Origin of the sequence: Actinocorallia aurantiaca (assembly GCF_039533685.1) — a bacterium.
Taxonomy (GTDB): Bacteria; Actinomycetota; Actinomycetes; order Streptosporangiales; family Streptosporangiaceae; genus Actinocorallia; species Actinocorallia aurantiaca.
In genome coordinates, this window is the sequence record NZ_BAAATZ010000025.1 from 70,488 (window position 1) to 86,901 (window position 16,414).

Annotated in this window: 14 protein-coding genes and 1 other RNA gene; 5 read left to right on the plus strand and 10 right to left on the minus strand. The window is 69.8% G+C overall.

Going from position 1 to position 16,414, the window contains the following annotated elements; all coding sequences use genetic code 11:
* Positions 1-207: 207 nt before the first annotated feature.
* Positions 208-1,374, minus strand: a complete 1,167-nt coding sequence (locus ABD327_RS26395; protein WP_344453860.1) for an acyltransferase family protein — start codon at positions 1,372-1,374, stop codon at positions 208-210.
* Between the two features lie 89 nt (positions 1,375-1,463).
* On the opposite strand from ABD327_RS26395, the gene ABD327_RS26400 reads away from it, so the two are divergent.
* Positions 1,464-2,219, plus strand: a complete 756-nt coding sequence (locus tag ABD327_RS26400; protein ID WP_344453862.1) for an FkbM family methyltransferase — start codon at positions 1,464-1,466, stop codon at positions 2,217-2,219.
* A gap of 86 nt (positions 2,220-2,305) precedes the next feature.
* Positions 2,306-3,154, plus strand: a complete 849-nt coding sequence (locus tag ABD327_RS26405; RefSeq protein WP_344453865.1) for a hypothetical protein — start codon at positions 2,306-2,308, stop codon at positions 3,152-3,154.
* Positions 3,155-3,238: 84 nt separating this feature from the next.
* Here ABD327_RS26405 and ABD327_RS26410 read toward each other — a convergent pair whose 3' ends face one another.
* From ABD327_RS26410 to ftsE, 8 genes are all read right to left on the minus strand, one after another.
* Positions 3,239-5,344 carry an acyl-CoA dehydrogenase family protein gene (locus ABD327_RS26410; RefSeq protein WP_344453867.1) on the minus strand — a complete coding sequence of 702 codons (2,106 nt, stop codon included), beginning with the start codon at positions 5,342-5,344 and terminating at the stop codon, positions 3,239-3,241.
* A 75-nt stretch (positions 5,345-5,419) separates the two neighbouring features.
* Positions 5,420-6,616, minus strand: a complete 1,197-nt coding sequence (locus ABD327_RS26415) for a hypothetical protein (RefSeq protein ID WP_344453869.1) — start codon at positions 6,614-6,616, stop codon at positions 5,420-5,422.
* Between the two features lie 518 nt (positions 6,617-7,134).
* Positions 7,135-7,506, minus strand: a transfer-messenger RNA (tmRNA) gene (ssrA, locus tag ABD327_RS26420).
* 85 nt (positions 7,507-7,591) lie between these two features.
* Positions 7,592-9,574, minus strand: a complete 1,983-nt coding sequence (locus ABD327_RS26425; RefSeq protein ID WP_344453871.1) for a penicillin-binding transpeptidase domain-containing protein — start codon at positions 9,572-9,574, stop codon at positions 7,592-7,594.
* A gap of 2 nt (positions 9,575-9,576) precedes the next feature.
* Positions 9,577-10,053, minus strand: coding sequence for an SsrA-binding protein SmpB (gene smpB, locus ABD327_RS26430; protein WP_344453874.1), 477 nt, complete (start codon positions 10,051-10,053; stop codon positions 9,577-9,579).
* Positions 10,054-10,072: 19 nt separating this feature from the next.
* A complete protein-coding gene (locus ABD327_RS26435) occupies positions 10,073-10,975 on the minus strand; it encodes a S41 family peptidase (protein WP_344453877.1) in 903 nt (300 codons plus the stop codon).
* A gap of 9 nt (positions 10,976-10,984) precedes the next feature.
* Entirely contained in the window at positions 10,985-11,890 is a 906-nt protein-coding gene (gene ftsX / locus ABD327_RS26440) for a permease-like cell division protein FtsX (protein WP_344453879.1), read from the minus strand.
* 10 nt (positions 11,891-11,900) lie between these two features.
* The gene (gene ftsE, locus ABD327_RS26445) at positions 11,901-12,590 is read right to left on the minus strand and encodes a cell division ATP-binding protein FtsE (protein ID WP_344453882.1); all 690 of its coding nucleotides are present in this window, start codon (positions 12,588-12,590) and stop codon (positions 11,901-11,903) included.
* A 145-nt stretch (positions 12,591-12,735) separates the two neighbouring features.
* On the opposite strand from ftsE, the gene ABD327_RS26450 reads away from it, so the two are divergent.
* Positions 12,736-12,924: a hypothetical protein gene (locus ABD327_RS26450; protein WP_344453884.1), complete on the plus strand. Its 189-nt coding sequence runs from the start codon at positions 12,736-12,738 to the stop codon at positions 12,922-12,924.
* Between the two features lie 70 nt (positions 12,925-12,994).
* Here ABD327_RS26450 and prfB read toward each other — a convergent pair whose 3' ends face one another.
* Positions 12,995-14,110: a peptide chain release factor 2 gene (gene prfB / locus ABD327_RS26455; protein WP_344453887.1), complete on the minus strand. Its 1,116-nt coding sequence runs from the start codon at positions 14,108-14,110 to the stop codon at positions 12,995-12,997.
* 168 nt (positions 14,111-14,278) lie between these two features.
* On the opposite strand from prfB, the gene ABD327_RS26460 reads away from it, so the two are divergent.
* Together ABD327_RS26460 and ABD327_RS26465 are read left to right on the plus strand one after the other, a co-directional pair.
* The gene (locus tag ABD327_RS26460) at positions 14,279-15,346 is read left to right on the plus strand and encodes a DUF8094 domain-containing protein (RefSeq protein WP_344453889.1); all 1,068 of its coding nucleotides are present in this window, start codon (positions 14,279-14,281) and stop codon (positions 15,344-15,346) included.
* 73 nt (positions 15,347-15,419) lie between these two features.
* Positions 15,420-16,361 carry a DUF8094 domain-containing protein gene (locus ABD327_RS26465; RefSeq protein WP_344453891.1) on the plus strand — a complete coding sequence of 314 codons (942 nt, stop codon included), beginning with the start codon at positions 15,420-15,422 and terminating at the stop codon, positions 16,359-16,361.
* Positions 16,362-16,414: the final 53 nt, after the last annotated feature.

A 16,414-nucleotide genomic window follows, 5' to 3' on the forward strand; every position in this document is an offset into this window, starting at 1 on the left:
TGGACGGCAGGCCCCGTCGGGCTCGCAGCCGGGGCCGCGGCCCTGCCGCTGGCCCGGCGGCTCCCCGGCTTCTCGCCACCGGTCCTGGCCGGGCTCGCGGCCTGGTCGACGGTGCTGGGCGGCTACCTGTACACGCACGGCCTCCCGGAGCCCTACGCGTTCTTCACCCGGTGGCTTCCGTCCCTCCTGATCCTTCTGCTCGGAGCGCTACTTCTCACCCCGGCGGCCGAGCCGCTGGGCGGGCTGCTCGACGAAGAGGTGGCTGAGCGCGGCGAGGAACAGCGAGAAGAGCGCCGTGACGCCCAGGACGAGCCAGAAGTCCCCCAGGAACAGGGGCCTTCCGGTGAGGTCGTACCACAGCTCGATCACCGGTGAGTGCCACAGGAACACGCCGTAGGAGACCAGGCCCAGCCTGCACATCAGCGGATTGGCCAGCAGTGCCGTGGCGACGGGGCTCCGCGGCGCGAAGGCGACGGGCGCGACCGCCGCCGCGGAGATCACCACCGACAGCAGGTTGTGCAGCAGGTACTGGTGGGCGCTCTGCGCGCCGTTCATCGGCGTGGCCAGCGGCGTGGACATCAGGGCCAGGGCGCAGGCCGCGACGGTCCAGCTCGTCCCGGGAGTCGAGCCGATGGCGCGGCTCCAGCGGTTCGGGCGCTCGGCCAGCACCGCCATGATCATGCCCAGGGCGAAGAAGACCAGCGAGCGCGGCAGCAGATGCTCGTTGTAGAAGAGCAGCCGGTAGGGGTTCCAGCCGAAGACCGACCCGAAATGCTCGATGTAGCGCAGCCCGACGGCCTCCAGCAGGGACAGCCCGGCCAGCACCGCCAGCCCCAGCAGCAGCCGCCGGGGTTCGCCGCGGGAGAAGCGGCGCAGCCCCAGAGCCAGCACCGGCAGCACGACGTAGAAGGTGGCCTCGACCGACAGGCTCCAGATCGGCCCGAGCCCGTCGAGCCCGGAGGCCGCCATCGGCCACGGCGGATGCGGGTCGTAGTTGTGGGTGAGCGTCGCCATCTGCAGCCAGACGAGGGGGTCCCGCGCCTCCTCGGGATTGAACAGCGGCAGCACGAAGGGCAGCATCAGCCAGTAGGCGGGCAGGATCCGCAGCGCCCTGCGCCGCAGGTAGCGCCGTACGTCCGGGGCGTCCGTCCCGTCCAGGGCGGCCCGCGCGAACGGCCGGTACAGCAGGAAGCCCGAGAGCACGAAGAAGATCGACACGCCGACGCCGCCGTTGGCCAGCATCCGCCAGCCCAGGCCGCCCTCGACGGTCATCCCGGTCGCCGCCGCCACGTGCACCCCGACCACCAGCAGGATCGCGACGCTGCGCATGCCGTCCAGCGCGGCCAGATGTCCGGTGGCACGCTCGGTCCGCACGACGGCAGGGGGTTCGGCCAGCATTTTCACCTCTCGGGGGATCCGACCAGTTTGCCGTGTGCAGGGCGCTGCCCGGTACCTTCGGGCGCATGAGCCAGCGCCTGTCCCGTGCGGTAGCCGACCTGCTGCCCAAGCCCCTGCTCGGCGCGGTGATCCGGCGCCTCTACCCCCGGGTGGAGCCGGAGCTGGGACGGCTGGCGGAGTTCGTCCCGGACGGCGGCACCGCCGTGGACGTCGGCGGCTGGTTCGGCCCCTGGACCGCGCGCCTGCTGCGCCGGGCCGACCGGGTGGTGACGGTCGAAGCCGACCCGGGGCTGGCCCGGCTGCTGGAGCGCGCCTTCCCCACCGCCCGGGTGGTGGCCGCCGCCGCCTCCGACCGGGACGGGAGCACGACCCTGTGGTCCCCTCCGGCGGGCGCGATCGTCGGGATCTCCTCTGTCGAGCACGGGGCCGCGGGCTCCGTCTCCGCCACCGTCCCCCGGGTCCGGATCGACGATCTCTCTCTTTCCGACGTGCGTTTCATGAAGTTCGACATCGAGGGGCATGAGCTGGCGGCCCTGCTGGGCGCGGAACGGACGATCCGCCGGGACCTCCCCGTGCTGCTGCTGGAGCTGGAGGCCAGGCACCAGCCGATCGAACCGGTCATCACCCTGCTGTCCGGCTGGGGGTACCGGGGGGAGGTGCTGCTGGACGGCCGGTGGCGGCCACTGGAAGGTTTCGATCTGGCATCGCATCAGCGCTCACACGCCGTACAACTGGCCCGGTCATTTCCCAGCCGGATACTGTTTCCGGGCGCGAGATATGTCAATTCGGTACTGTTCCGGCACTACTCCGGGGCGGGTTGACCCCGGGCGCCGCTTCTGGCACCTGTTGTTACTTGCGAGTCATTTGCTGTTGAATCTTCCCCTGAACCCCCTCAGGAGGACATCCCGTGGACCGTCGTACCGACCGGACGATCGGCATTGCCGTGATCATCGCTGTGGCCCTGGTGCCGACAGCCGCGCTGGCGCTGGTCAAGGTGGGCGACGGTTTCGACGCCGGCAGGCCCGCCGAGGTCGCGGTCTCCCCTGCGCCGGAGGACTACCCGGGCGCTCCCAAGCCCCCGCCCGTTCCCACGAAGAGCCCCGCCGTGAGCGTCTCGCTGCCGCAGCTTCCCACCGGCGTCGACCCCTCCCAGCCCGTCGGCGAGGTGCCCGAGGCCAAGCCGCTGCCCGCCGAGCTGAGCTCCTTCACCCGGCAGATCGGCATGGTCCTCGCCCAGGCGTCGGGCACCACGAACTCCCAGGAGACGGCGAAGTTCACGCTGAAGCCCAGGTTCACCATGGACGCCAAGACCACCGAGTACGTGCTCAACGCCAAGGGGAAATGGCGGAAGACCGGCGTCACCCACGTCGTCATCCGTAACGGCGTGAAGGCCACGAGGACCCCCGACGGCGAACTCACCAAGGAGAAGCTGACTCCCGAGGAGATCGACCAGCTGAAGTACGAGGCCGACCCCCGGACGATCACGAACAACGCCAAGAACCTCCCGGGGATCAAGAAGTCCTACAGCCGCAAGACCAAGTTCTACAAGTACACGCTGGACGCGACCACGGGCGCCACCATCATCGAGAAGCTCCCCCAGGACATCCGCGACCTGATCCCCGAGGAAGCCGGGCTCCTGGGCCTCCAGCTGGAGGTGTACGCCGACGCCAAGGACCACGCGTTCGTGGCGTCGGTGACCGGGGCGGCCCCGGTCGCCGCCACCGGCATCGGCGTCGTCTACTCCGACATGAAGTAACCCCCCCGAACGCCGCGCGGCCCCCCTCGGAGCTCCGAGGGGGGCCGTCTCCGTTCCGGGCCCGCGAGCCCGTGCGGGCCGGGCTCAGGCGTCCTTGGGCAGGCCCAGGATGCGCTCGCCGATCACGTTGAGGTTGATCTCGGTGGTGCCGCCGCCGATGGTCATCGCCCGGGACGCCAGCAGGTAGCGCGTCCAGCGCAGCGGCAGTTCGCTCTTCCTGCCGCCGGTGAGGACGCCTCGGGTGCCCAGGAGTTCGAAGCCGAACTCGGTGACGAGCTGGCCGTGCTCCATCGAGACCAGCTTGCGGACGGTCGCGGTGACGCCCGGGTCGGTGCCCGACAGCTGCTTCAGCGTGGCCCGCAGGCCCAGCATCAGGTACGAGTGCTCGTCCACCGCCATCTCGGCCAGGCCCCTGCGCACCTCCGCGTCGTCGCCGATCCCCAACTCGCCGATCATGCGGATGAGCTTGCCCATGTCGCCGCCGAGCTGGAACGACGAGGTCAGGCCGACGCGCTCGTTGGCCAGGGTGTTGCGGGCGACCTGCCAGCCGGCGCCGATCGGGCCGACGACGAGGTCGTCGGGGACGAACACCGAGTCCAGGAACACCTCGTTGAAGATCTCGTCGCCGGTCAGCTCCTTGAGCGGGCGGACGTCCACCCCGGCGGCCTTCATGTCCACGAGGAAGTAGGTGATGCCCTCGTGCTTGGGCGCGTCCGGGTCGGTGCGGGCCAGGCAGATGCCCCACTGGGCGTACTGGCCCAGGGACGTCCAGATCTTCTGGCCGGTGATCTCCCAGCCGCCTTCGACCTTCACCGCGCGGGTCTTCAGCCCGGCCAGGTCCGAGCCGGCGCCGGGCTCGCTGAACAGCTGGCACCACATCAGCTCGCCGCGCAGCGTCGCCGGCAGGAAGCGCTCCCGCTGCTCGGTCGTGCCGTACTGGACGAGCGACGGGACCACCCACGCGCCGATCATCAGCGGCACGGGGCGGACCTTGGCGGCCTTGAGCTCCTGGGCGATGACGATCTGCTCCAGCGGCCCGGCGTCCTTGCCCCAGGGCTTCGGCAGGTGCGGGGTGACCCAGCCCTCCTCGGCCATCGCGGCGCGCTGCGCGGGGACGTCCATGGCGGCCAGTTCGGCCACGCGGGCGCGGACGCTCTCGCGCAGCGGCTCGGCGTCGGCGGGCAGCTCCACCACGGACTCGGGGCGCACGCCCTCGTCGAGCACCAGGGCGGCCAGCCGCGCGCCGTCCTTGGCGACCAGGGCGCGCAGCGTCAGGGCGCGCCGGTAGAACAGGTGGGCGTCGTGCTCGTAGGTGTAGCCGATGCCGCCGTGGACCTGGATGTTGTCGGCGGTGCACTTGACGGCGGCGTCGGCGGCCAGCCAGGCGGCGGACTCGACGGCGTAGGGGTCCAGGGAGCGGGCGGCGTCCCACACCACGGCCCTGGCACGCTCCAGGGAGACGAGCATGCGGGAGAGCTTGTGCTTGACGCCCTGGAACTGGCCGATGGGCCGGCCGAACTGCTCGCGCAGCTTGGCGTACGCGACCGCCTCGTCCAGCGCCCGTCCCGCCACGCCGCACGCTTCGGCGCCCAGGATGACGGACGACAGCGCGCGCACGTCCCCGACACCCGTCACGGGCTCGGCGGCCACGCCGTCCACGGTCACCGAGGCCACGCCCCGGGTGACGTCCAGGCTGTCCTGCGGCGTCACCGTCACGTCCGCCGCTTCGAGCAGGACCCATTCCCCGCCGACAGGCAGGAGGAAGAGGTCGGCACCCTCGCCGCCGAGGACGAGATCGGCGGTGCCGTTCACGTTCTGCCCGTCGCGGACCAGGTCCGCGTCCAGCGCGACGGCGGCCGTCTTCGACCCGTCCGCCAGCGCGGGCAGGTGCTTCTCGGCGGCGGAGGACCCCGCCAGCAGCGCCGAGGCGAGCACGGTCGGGACGAACGGGCCCGGGGCCACGGCCCGTCCCAGCTCCTCCGCGGCGACGGCCAGCTCCACCAGGGTGAACCCCTGACCGCCGAGCTCCTCGGGCAGGTGCAGGCCGAGCAGGCCCTGGACCGCCAGCGCGTCCCAGAACGCGGGCCGGGACTCGCCCGCCCGCACCGTCTCGGTCGTGATGTGGCGTTCGGTCAGGCCGCGCACGGACGCCGCCAGAGCCTCATGTTCTTCGGTCAGGCCGATGGCCATTGCTCAGCTCCTCACCTTCAGGGGTGAGGAGAGATTACTAGAACGCTATTCGGTTTACCTAACCGGCCGGTAACATTAACCCGCTTTGAGCTGCGAGATCACCGTGTTGATGTCGGGCCACAGCTTCTTGTGGGTGTTCGGCATGGAGACGAACAGCACGGACGGGTACTGCTTGCCGGTGTCGACCAGCGCGGTGACGACGACCTCGGCGGTCGACCGGACGGGAGCCCGGTCGTACTTGAGGTAGCGGGCGACCAGCCAGCCGTCGCGGCCCTCGACCTTCAGCGGCTGGGAGGCCAGTTCGTTGGTCGTGTGCGGGAACCCGTATAGCCGGCTCTCCAGGCTGGAGGCGACCGCCGCGGCGTTCTTCTCCAGGTCGCCGCCCTTGGCCCAGATCCGCCGCTCCACCGGCCCGAGCCGGGAGGTGAGCACGGTGCCGTACCAGAGCTGGGTGCCCTTCTTCTCGGTCACCAGGATCTGCTGACCGGACCAGCCCGACTGGGCGAGCCTGTTCTTCTTGTCGGGTTCGACCCAGCCGCCGCCGAGCTGGGGCACGGTCAGCCCGGAGGCCGGGTCGGCGAACTGCCCGGTGACCGGGGAGCCGCCGCCCTTGAAGGCCATCAGCTTCTTGCGCGGGGGCAGCTCGGCCTGCTCGGTCTGGCCGACGCTCGGCGCGGTGACGCCCGGCTGGGCCTTCACCTCGGTCTGGGCGTCGTCTCCGTCGCCGGTGAGCACGTAGATCCCGAGCGCGACGATCCCCGCGACCGCGAGCGTTCCGAGCCCCGCGAACAGGAAGGTCCGCGACCGGTCCTTGCGCATCTCCTGCTCGTCGAACCCGCCGCCCGTCCCGGTGCCGGCGGCCCGGTTGGCCTCGGTCTCCTCGCGCATCCACTCGGGCATCTGCCAGTTGCCGCTGCTGGGGATCCCCGCCTTGGGCGGCTCCGCCGGCCCCGAGAGGTCCACCCCCGCGTATCCGGCGACCCCCGGCCCGTCGTCCAGCCCGCCGAAGGCCGCGTCGTCCCCGGAAGAAGGGGACGGTACCGGCGCGGGCGGAACGGGCGCCACGGCCGGGTCTCCGCCCTGCCCGTCGTCCCGTCCCCGGTCGAAGGCGCCCGCCACGGGCGTGCCGATCGGGTTCTCAGCGGAGTCCTCGGGTTCCCTGACCACGGAATACGCCCCTGACTGCGTAGGCTCGGCGAAGACGGGCTGAGGCCCGGTCCGCCCCTCCACGGGCGCCCCGCCGTTCCCGGCGCCCTCGTTCTCCTGCTGCATGGCTCCACCTTCGACGCCGTATTCCGGACGTGCCGAAAGTTCCCCCTGATCGGACATGCGGCACAGGCTACGCGAAGATCAACATTCAGGGCGCCGCAAGTCGATAACAACTTAGCCCCACCCCACCAACAAAACCCACAGTTTCCCCGCCCTCCCCGCCCCCCAAACCAATGCCCCCCGGCCGAGGTAATCCTTCTCACGGGTAATCCTGCTCACACCCCCGGCAGACCCGCCCGAGAGAAGAACACACAACCGCACAAGGAAGAACGAAACAAAAGACGAGAACAAACAGACACAAGCAGAGACGAGCAAGAGAAGCGAAGACCATCAAGGAACCCGAAGCGACCAAGGAAACCAAGGCCCCTTCCACAGCCCCCCACACAAAGGGCCACCACCGCAGGGGGCGTGGGGGCGCAGCCCCCACATCGGGGGGTCCGGGGGGTCGTCCCCCCGATGGGCACAAAGAAACGACCCACCGGGAAGCGCCCCGAAGGGCGCGAACACGGTGGGTCGTCGGTTCGTGGAGGTGCAGGGAATCGAACCCTGGTCCTACAGCAGTGAGTCAGGTCTTCTCCGGGCGCAGCCTTGCTTGACGTTTTCTCAGCCCCAGTGCTCTCGCAGGCAAGTCACTGACAGGCTCAGTCGCTGTTTGGTTTCCCTTCCGGCCCCGCGACCGGGTCGGAAGGTTGAGTCCCCTAACGATGCCGGGTCCTAGGTCGGAGACGCTCCTAGGCCGACAGAGTCGCTACTCGCTCAGGCGGCGAGGGCGAACTCAGTGCGCTTAGAGTTGGCACTTGTTGGTTTGCGATCGCAGGATTAACGAGGTCGCAATCGCACCCCTCGGCCCGCTTCACCTGGCACGACTACCGCAGTCGAAACCAGTCACCCCCATGTTCTGTTGTCAACGGTTCAACTCTATCTGGTGAACACGGGGGGCGCCAACGTTATTCCGGTCTCTTCCGCCGCGGGGCCCGGTCAGGGCTGCGGGACGGTGATGGGGGTCTCTCCGGCCGAGGGCTGCGGCTGCTGCCTGTTCGAGGCGTTGACGAAGTCCGAGGCGATCCGCGCCGCGTCCACCTGGCCTTCGACGGCGATGGCGACGCCGAGGGCGATGCCGGAGCTGCGGTAGTAGCCGACGAACCAGGAGGTCGTCCTGCCCTGGGAGTCGGTGACGGTGGTGGAGACGCCTTCCCGGAACTTCTTCTTTCCGGCGGCGGCCGCCTTGGCGGAGCCGTTCTTCACACCCATCCCCATGATCTTCTGGAGTTCGGTGAGCGTGGCGGGCTCGATGTACTGGGGCACTTCGGAGCCGGTGGGCTGCGGTTCCTGGATGAGGAGGGGGCCCCTCCAGGTGCCGTTCTGGATGGCGGCGGCGATCAGGGCCATGGTCAGGGGGCTGACCTTGACGCCGCCCTCGCCGACGGCCAGCTGGGCGCGTTCGGTGGCGGTGCCGGTGCTGATGCCCGCGGCCCGCTGGTTCTTGACGTTCGACAGGTCCCACGGGCGGTCGGAGGTCAGCCCGAACTTCTGGAGGACGGTGTCGATGGCGTTGCCGTCGAGTTCCGCGCCGGCCTGGGCCAGGGAGGTGCGGCAGCCGTTGGCGACGTCGAGGCCGAGGCTGGAGTCGGCCCGGGCCTCGGTGGTGAAGACGGCGCCGCCGACGGTCGCCTCGGCGGCGCACTCCTGTTCGGTGGCGGCCTTCTGGCCCCCGCTCCCGATCAGCGCGGCGGCCAGGACGGGGCTGAAGGCGGTGCCGGGCGTGTAGAGCCCTTCGAAGGCCCGGTTCTGCCCGTCGGTCCGGTGGTTGGCGGCGGCCAGGATCTCTCCGGTCTCGCTGCGCACGGCCACCAGGGAGGCGGGCGCCTTGAGGGAGCCGAGCGCGTTCTCGGCCTGGAGCTGGACCTGGCGGTCGAGGGTGGTGCGCACGGGGCCGGGTTCGGCGCTCTGCTGCCCGCTCTGGGTCTGGATCGTCGCGTCCTCGCCCTGGCTGAAGTCCCGGATCTCCTTGCGGGGTTTGCCGTTGGGGTCGAGGATCACGACCTTGACCGACGGGAGGCCCGCGAGCCTCCGCTGGAAGAGCAGCTGCAGACCGGAGGAGCCGACGGTGTCTCCGGGCTGGTAGGGGGCGCCGACGAGGCTGAGGACGTCGTCGGCGGCGGGGCCGATCTGGCCGATCAGCTCCTTGGCGTGGCGCGGCTGGGTGGGCTTCGGCCTGCTCTTGGCCTGCAGGCCGGCGACGTTGCGCAGCTTGAGGGCCTCGGGGCTGTTCTGGGGGAACTCGGCGAGCTGCAGGAAGGTCCGCGGCGGGGCGGACAGGATGCGGCCCTTGAGCCGGTCCCGGTCCTGGCCGGTGATCTCTCCGATGCGCTTGACGACGGTGTCGACGTTCTGGAGCTGCTGGGGCACCACCCCGAACACGTCGGTCCTGACCGCCTTGAGCAGCGGCCGGCCCTGGTTGTCCTGGATGGTCTGCCGTTCGGGCGAGGTGTTGACGACCGCGAGCCGCTCCCCCTCGCGCAGCTGGGGGTGGAGGACCGAGGGGCTCCAGACGACCTTCCAGACGCCGTCGAGGAGCCTGAGGGCCATCTGCCCCTGGTACTCCAGCGGCCGGCCGTTCTCGCCGAGGTCGATGCGGATCTGGAACCTGGCCTGGGCCTGGTCGTCGGAGGTCTTGACGATGCGGCCCTTGTCATCGGGCGTGCCGGGGGTGCTCTCGGCCTTGAGCCGCAGCCGCAGCGAGGCGGCGTCGAGCTGGGTCCTGACGTCGGCGAGCGCCCGGGCGACGGCCTTGCGGTCCCCGGTGGTGTGCTCGGCGGCGGCCTCGTAGTTGCCGACCTGCCAGGCGACGAGGAAGTCCTTGACCGTGGTGAACGGGGAGGCCTGCGCGCAGGCGGAGAGCATGCCCAGCAGCAGCGCCCCGCCCGTCGAAGCCGCGACGATCCTGCGCGTCCTGCTCACCCTCACCGACCCCGGTTCCGTGCGCGCAGAGTCCGGGCCATCTCCCGGTCCGCGTCGCGCTTGGCAATGGTCTGCCGTTTGTCGTACGCCTTCTTGCCCCGGGCGAGAGCGATCTCGACCTTGGCCTTGCCGTCCTTGAAATACAGGGAAAGCGGGATCAACGTCAATCCGGGCTCGTTGCCCTCTTTCAGAATCTTGGCGATCTCGCGGCGGTTCAGCAGGAGCTTGCGGGTCCGCCGGGCGGTGTGGTTGGTCCAGGTGCCCTGCGAGTACTCCGGGATGTGCACGTTGTAGAGGTAGACCTCGCCGTGCGCGTCCACCGCGGCGTAGCCGTCGACGAGAGACGCCCGGCCCTGCCTCAGCGACTTCACCTCGGTCCCGGTCAGCACCATGCCCGCTTCCCAGGTGTCCTCGATGTGGTAGTCGTGACGCGCCTTCTTGTTCTGGGCGATGTACTTCTGGCCCTTCTCGCGAGGCACTGTCTGTTCTCTCCCCTGCCTATGATCCGGTCAGTCCGTCCAGTACGGCACGTCCCCGCCGTTCGGCGTCGGACGAGTCGGCCGTGATGTCCGGCTCTATCCCGACCCCTTCGAGATTATGGCCCGCCGGGGTCAGGTACCGCCCGACCGTCAGCTCCACCGCGGAGCCGTCGGAGAGCCGTACCGGTTCCTGTACGGTGCCCTTCCCGAAGGTAGTCGATCCTACGATCACCGCCCGGTCCCGGTCGCGCAGCGAACCCGCGACGATCTCGGCGGCGCTCGCCGTGCCCTTGTCCACCAGTACGACGACCGGAACCCGCGAATCGCCGGGAGAGGTGACGCTGATCACCCTGGCGACCTCGCCCCGGCGCTCGTACGTCACCACGGGACCGGAGTCCAGGAACGCCGAGGCCGTCTCCACGGCCTCGTCCAGCAGCCCGCCGGGGTTGCCGCGCAGGTCCAGGACCACCGCCGGGCTGCCGTACGCGGCCGCCCGCACCTGGGAGCCGACGCCCCGGGTGAACACGGCCACCCGGATGACGGTCAGCTTCTCCTCCCGGTCGACGACGACGTCACCGATCTCCGGCTCGGGCCGCACGGTCTTGTGGTCGCCGTTGAGCCAGCCGGTGAAGTCCTCGTACTCCTGGGGCGGGTAGTACCGGGCCCACGGGTCGCCGAGGCTGCGCAGCATCCCGCTGATGGCCGCCTCGCGCAGTTCGTCCCGGGAGACGGGCGGGTCCGCCGAGGTGACGATCCGGTCCGTGGCCTCCTCCAGGAGGCCGTCGTCGTGGGCGGCGGGCTCGACCCGGGAGGGCGCGGGCACCGCCGTCGCCACTCCCAGGCCATACGCGGTGAGCAGGGCGGCCATGAGGGCTGCCCCGCGATACCACCTGTGCGGCTTCCTGCGGGCCCGAGGGGTCACCCCAGCAGCTTAAATCTTGAGGTAGCGCCGCAGGGTCAGGAACGACGCACCCGCGCAGAGCAGCACGCCCACCGCGATCGAGAAGATGATGACGCCGGCCACCTGGGTCCAGGTGAGCTGGGTCGCGAACTGCAGCGAGTTCTGGAGCGTGTCGATCAGGAGGAGCTTGCTGCCGACCAGCAGGATGGCGGCGATGAAACCGCCGGCCAGGCCCGCGATCGCGCCCTCCAGGATGAACGGCAGCTGGATGTACATGTTCGAGGCGCCGACCAGCCGCATGATGCCCGTCTCCCGGCGCCTGTTGAACGCCGACAGCCGGACGGTGTTGCCGACCAGCAGGATCGCCGCGAACACCTGGATCAGCGCCAGGAACAGCGCGGCCCACTGGAGGCCGTCCATGATCTTGAAGAGCTTCTCCAGCAGTTCGCGCTCGTTGACGATCTGGTCGACTCCGCGGGCGCCCTCCGCCGCGCTGATCACGGTGGTGAACTTCGAGGGGTCCTTCAGCCGCACCCGCAGCGAGTCCGGGATGTCGCCTTCCTTGGTGGCGGCGAGCATGCCGGGGGTGTTGGCGAAGAGCGTCTTGAACCGCTCGTAGGCGTCGTGCTTGTTCTCGTACTCCACCTCGGAGACCTCGGGCAGGGCCTCGAGCGTCTCGGTCAGCTCGGTGCGCTGCTGCTCCGTGGCCTCCTTGTTGGAGCAGGCGGAGTTGGAGCTGCTCTTGGAGCAGAGGTAGATCGAGACGTTGACCTTGTCGTACCAGTAGTTCTTGGACGAGTCGACCTGCCTCTTGAGGAGCATGCCGGTGCCGAACAGCGCCATGGCGATCGCCACCGTGATGATGAGCGAGATCGTCATCGTGAGGTTGCGGCGCAGGCCGATCCAGATCTCCTGGAATACGAAATGCAGTCTCATCGGGGGTTCCTTAGTAAGCCTGGCCGTAGACGCCGCGCGACTGGTCGCGCACGACCCTGCCGTCCTCCAGCTCGACGACGCGCTTGCGGAAGGCGTCGACGATCGCGGCGTCGTGGGTGGCCATGACCACCGTGGTGCCGGTCCTGTTGATCCGGTCGAGCACCTTCATGATGCCGATGGAGGTGGCCGGGTCGATGTTCCCGGTCGGCTCGTCCGCCAGCAGGATCATCGGCCGGTTCACGAACGCCCGGGCGATCGCGACGCGCTGCTGCTCGCCGCCGGACAGCTCGTCCGGCATCCGGTGCTGCTTGCCCTCCAGGCCGACGAGGTCGATGACCTCGGGCACCACCTTGGCGATGAACCGGCGGGGCTTGCCGATGACCTCGAGCGCGAAGGCGACGTTCTCGAAGACGTTCTTGTTCGGCAGCAGGCGGAAGTCCTGGAAGACGCAGCCGATCCGGCGCCTCAGATGGGGAACTTTCCAGTTCGTCAGCTTGTTGAGGTCTTTGCCGGCCACGTAGACGTGGCCCTGCGACGGCCTCTCCTCTTTGAGGATGAGGCGGAGGAACGTCGACTTGCCCGACCCCGACGGACCCACCAGGAAGACGAATTCGCCCTTTTCAACGGCGACATTGCAATGCTGGAGGGACGGCCGGTTCTGGTTCGGGTAGACCTTGGTGACGTTGTCGAAATTGATCACGGCTGCATCACGGTGCACCAATCTAGGGGCTGATGGGCCACGGTGTCCCCCTCGGAGTTGGCTCTGGAGCAGTCTAGGGGTGACACTGGCATGGATAGTCCCTCTTCGGGACATCGGTCGGACACTTGGATCAAGGGGGCGCATGATGAGCTGCGATCACCTGATCTGCGCCTACTGCGCGGGTCCCGTGGAAGAGGGGCGTTGTCCCAGCTGCCGGGCCGCGCGGGGCCGGCTGCACCACTCTCACGGGCCCTTCACGCCCCAGCAGCTCGCGATCGTCGCGGCCCTGGTCCTGATCCTGGCCTTCAGCCTTCTGGCCCCGCATCTGGCATGAATTCGGCCCGTCCTTCGAACGGGCCGAATCTCATACAAAAGCACAAAGCCTGACAAATCGGACAAATGGCTTAGTTCTGCTCGGCCTCGCCCTTCCGGAGCCAGCGGATCTCGGCCTCGAGGAAATCGTCGATCCAGCCGTCGAGGACGCGCTCGGGGTTGCCCTCCTCGTGGAGGGTGCGCAGGTCCTTCACCATCTGGTACGGGTGCACGACGTAGCTGCGGATCTGGGTGCCCCAGGAGCTGGTGCCCTCGCCGCGCAGCTTGTTGAGCTCGTCGGCCTCCTCCTGGCGCTTGCGCTCCAGCAGCTTGGCCTGCAGGACGTTCATGGCCGAGGCCCGGTTCTGCAGCTGGGAGCGCTCGTTCTGGCAGGAGACCACGATGCCGCTGGGCAGGTGGGTGATGCGGACGGCCGAGTCGGTGGTGTTGACGCCCTGCCCGCCGGGGCCCGAAGAGCGGTAGACGTCGATCCGCAGGTCGTCCTCGTTGATGTCGACGTGGTCGCTCTGCTCGACGACCGGCACCACGTCGACGCCCGCGAAGGACGTCTGGCGGCGGCCCTGGTTGTCGTAGGCGGAGATCCGGACCATCCGGTGGGTGCCGTGCTCGCCGCGCAGCGTGCCGTAGGCGTAGGGGGCCTTGACCGCGAAGGTGGTGGACTTGATGCCCGCCTCCTCGGCGAAGGACGTCTCGTAGATCTCCGTCGGGTAGCCGTGCCTCTCGGCCCAGCGCAGGTACATGCGCTGCAGCTGCTGGGCGAAGGCCGCCGCGTCCACGCCGCCGGCCTGGGCGTTGATCGACACCAGCGCCTCGCGGGCGTCGTACTCGCCCGACATCAGCGTGCGCACCTCCAGGGTGCGCAGGTCCGCCATGAGGGTCTCCAGCTCGGCGTCGGCCTCGGCGCGGGTGTCGGAGTCGTCCTCCTCCGCGGCCATCTCGTAGAGGACCTCCAGGTCCTCCAGCCGGCCGCGCAGCGACTCGACCTTGCCGAGCTCGCTCTCCAGGCTCGACAGCCGGCGGGTGACGCTCTGCGCGTGCTCCTGGTCGCTCCACAGGTCAGGATCAGCGGACTGGTCCCTGAGCTCGGCGATGTCACGGCGCATGACGTCGAGATCCATCACCGCCTCGATGCCGGTGAGGGTCGCGCCCAGCTCCTTGATCTGTTCCATGGGGTCGATGGCTGCCACCCGTTCAGCCTATCGGCTGGGCATGGCCACCCGAGCAGGATGGGTGATGGCACAATCAAGCGCCAGCATCCACATGAAACGTGCGCTTGCGCGCACTTGATCGTGGCTGGACGCGCACTAGCGTGCGCTGAACGATTCGTAGAAACCGCAGCGAACCGAGGGGCGCCAGTGCGAACGACCGCGACGGTGGCCACGGCGTTGCCGCTGGTCCCCCTGCTCCTGCTGGGCGCCGGGTGCAGCGGCGCCCGGGAGAGGCCCCGCGACGCCCGCCCGGTGGCGATCGCCACCACCAGCACGGACCGGCCGCTGACGCCGGAGAGCGCGGCACGGGCCTTCTCCGCCTGGGCCGCCAACGACGACCTCGCCCGCGCCTCGGGCGACGAGCGGCTGGCCCTCGCCTGGTCCGCCGACTCCCAGCGGGCGGTGACCGCCTCGGAGTACCGCGAGGCCGCCTTCGGGAGCACCCCCCTCCCCCGCCACTCCTACGGGAGGCCGAAGCTGTGGGTGCCCCGGATGGAGGGCTACCCGCAGTGGTTCGTCGCCTCGGTGAGCCGCGGCGGCACGGCCGCCCTGATGGCCTTCGTCAAGTCCTCCCCCGAGGGCAGGTTCCGGCTCAGCCTGGTGGCGGTCCCGGCCCGCGGCCTCAAGCCCCCCAAGGTGAAGGTCGACTCCGACGGCTACGCCACCGCCCTGTCCACCGAGGACCAGAGCGTGCTGATCGCCCCCGCGCTGGTGGCCCCGCCGCAGGCCGCCGTGGCCGAGGAGGGCCCCAGGAGCTACTCGGCGCGGGCGCTGAAGGAGGGCCCGTACACGACGGGCTACTACACCGCGAACGAGAAGGCGGCGAAGAGGGCGGCGAAGGAAGGCCTGGAGTACACCAGCACGTTCACCGCGACCTCCCAGCCGGTCTTCCCGCTGCGCACCGAGGACGGCGGCTGCCTGGTCCTGTACTCGCTGACCCACGACGTGGGCCTCGCCCAGAAGGAGGAGGGACCCCTGGAGGTCCCCGAGGACGTCGCCCACCTCGTCGCCGAGCCGCCCGTCGGGCGGGAGCTGCACGTGTTCCACAGCCTCCGGTTCGCCGCGGTGGTACCCCCTAAATCTGACAAGCCGGACAAGAAGCGTGATTCTGACGGCTCTGACGAGCCCGCCGACTCCGGCGGCAAGGGGAAGGACCCCGAGAAGGTGGCCGTGATCGCCGAAGACGGGGCGGCCACCCGTATCGAAAGTTCCTGAACTCTGGGTGACGGGGCGTTCACTGTGCGATGCTCTTGCGCGTCGCAAAGTCCCTTACCCAACGAGGCCATCCATGCGCACTGCGTACACAGCGCTCGCGTTTCTCCCGCTCGCCCTCAGCGCCGCCTGCGGCGGCGCCGCCGAGGACGCGGAGGCGGCACCGCCTCCCGCGCTCAGCCTGGACCAGGCGAAGGGCGTCTTCGAGACGTACGAGTCCGCCGACCGGAAAGCCGACACCGCGCTCGACGCGGCGCAACTTCCCGCCATCGCCACCGGTTCCCAGCTGGAGATGGACACCGCGACCTACCGGATGTACAAGGCGAACGGCAAGAAACCCGACGCGCAGAGCTTCGGCGAGCCGGTCTTCTACGTGCCCCGCATCGCCTCGGGCCCGCGCTGGTTCGTCGTCGACACCGCCTCCCGGGTGCGCGGCGTGGAGGTCAGGCACGCGCTGCTCTTCGTCGAGGAGGGCGGCCGGTGGAAGCTCGCCGCCGACCCCCAGCGCCGCAACGCCACCCCCATCAAGGGAGTCGAACTGGACGGCGAGGGCTACGCCCAGGTCGCCCAGGACGGGCTGCAGGTCAGCCCCGCCGAACTGCCCAAGGCGCACGCGGACCTGCTCACTCAGGGGCCTCAGGCCCCCGGCTCCGAGCACCTGGCGGCGGGCCAGCAGACCACCCAGACCTACGACGTGCTGCAGAAGGTCAGCAAGAGCCTGCGCAAGTCGGGCATGACCTTCACTGCCGCCTTCACCCCCGCCGAGCAGCCCGCCTACGCGCTGCGCACCCAGGACGGCGGCGCCGTCGCCTGGTACGCCCTCAAGCAGCAGGAGACCTACAAGGGCAAGAAGATCCCGGTCTCCAGCGATCTCGCGGGCCTGCTGCCCGGCGGCCGGGTCGCCCGCGGGAACCTGACCTCGACCTCCCTGGTGCAGTACCTGGCCGCGGTGCCCCGCGAGGGCCAGGTCGCGGTGGTCGGCGTCAACCGCAAGACGGTCGCCGCGCAGAGCGGCTGACCCCAGCCCGACGGCGGGCCCCAAGACCACGCCGGTACGGAGCAGCTTCCCGA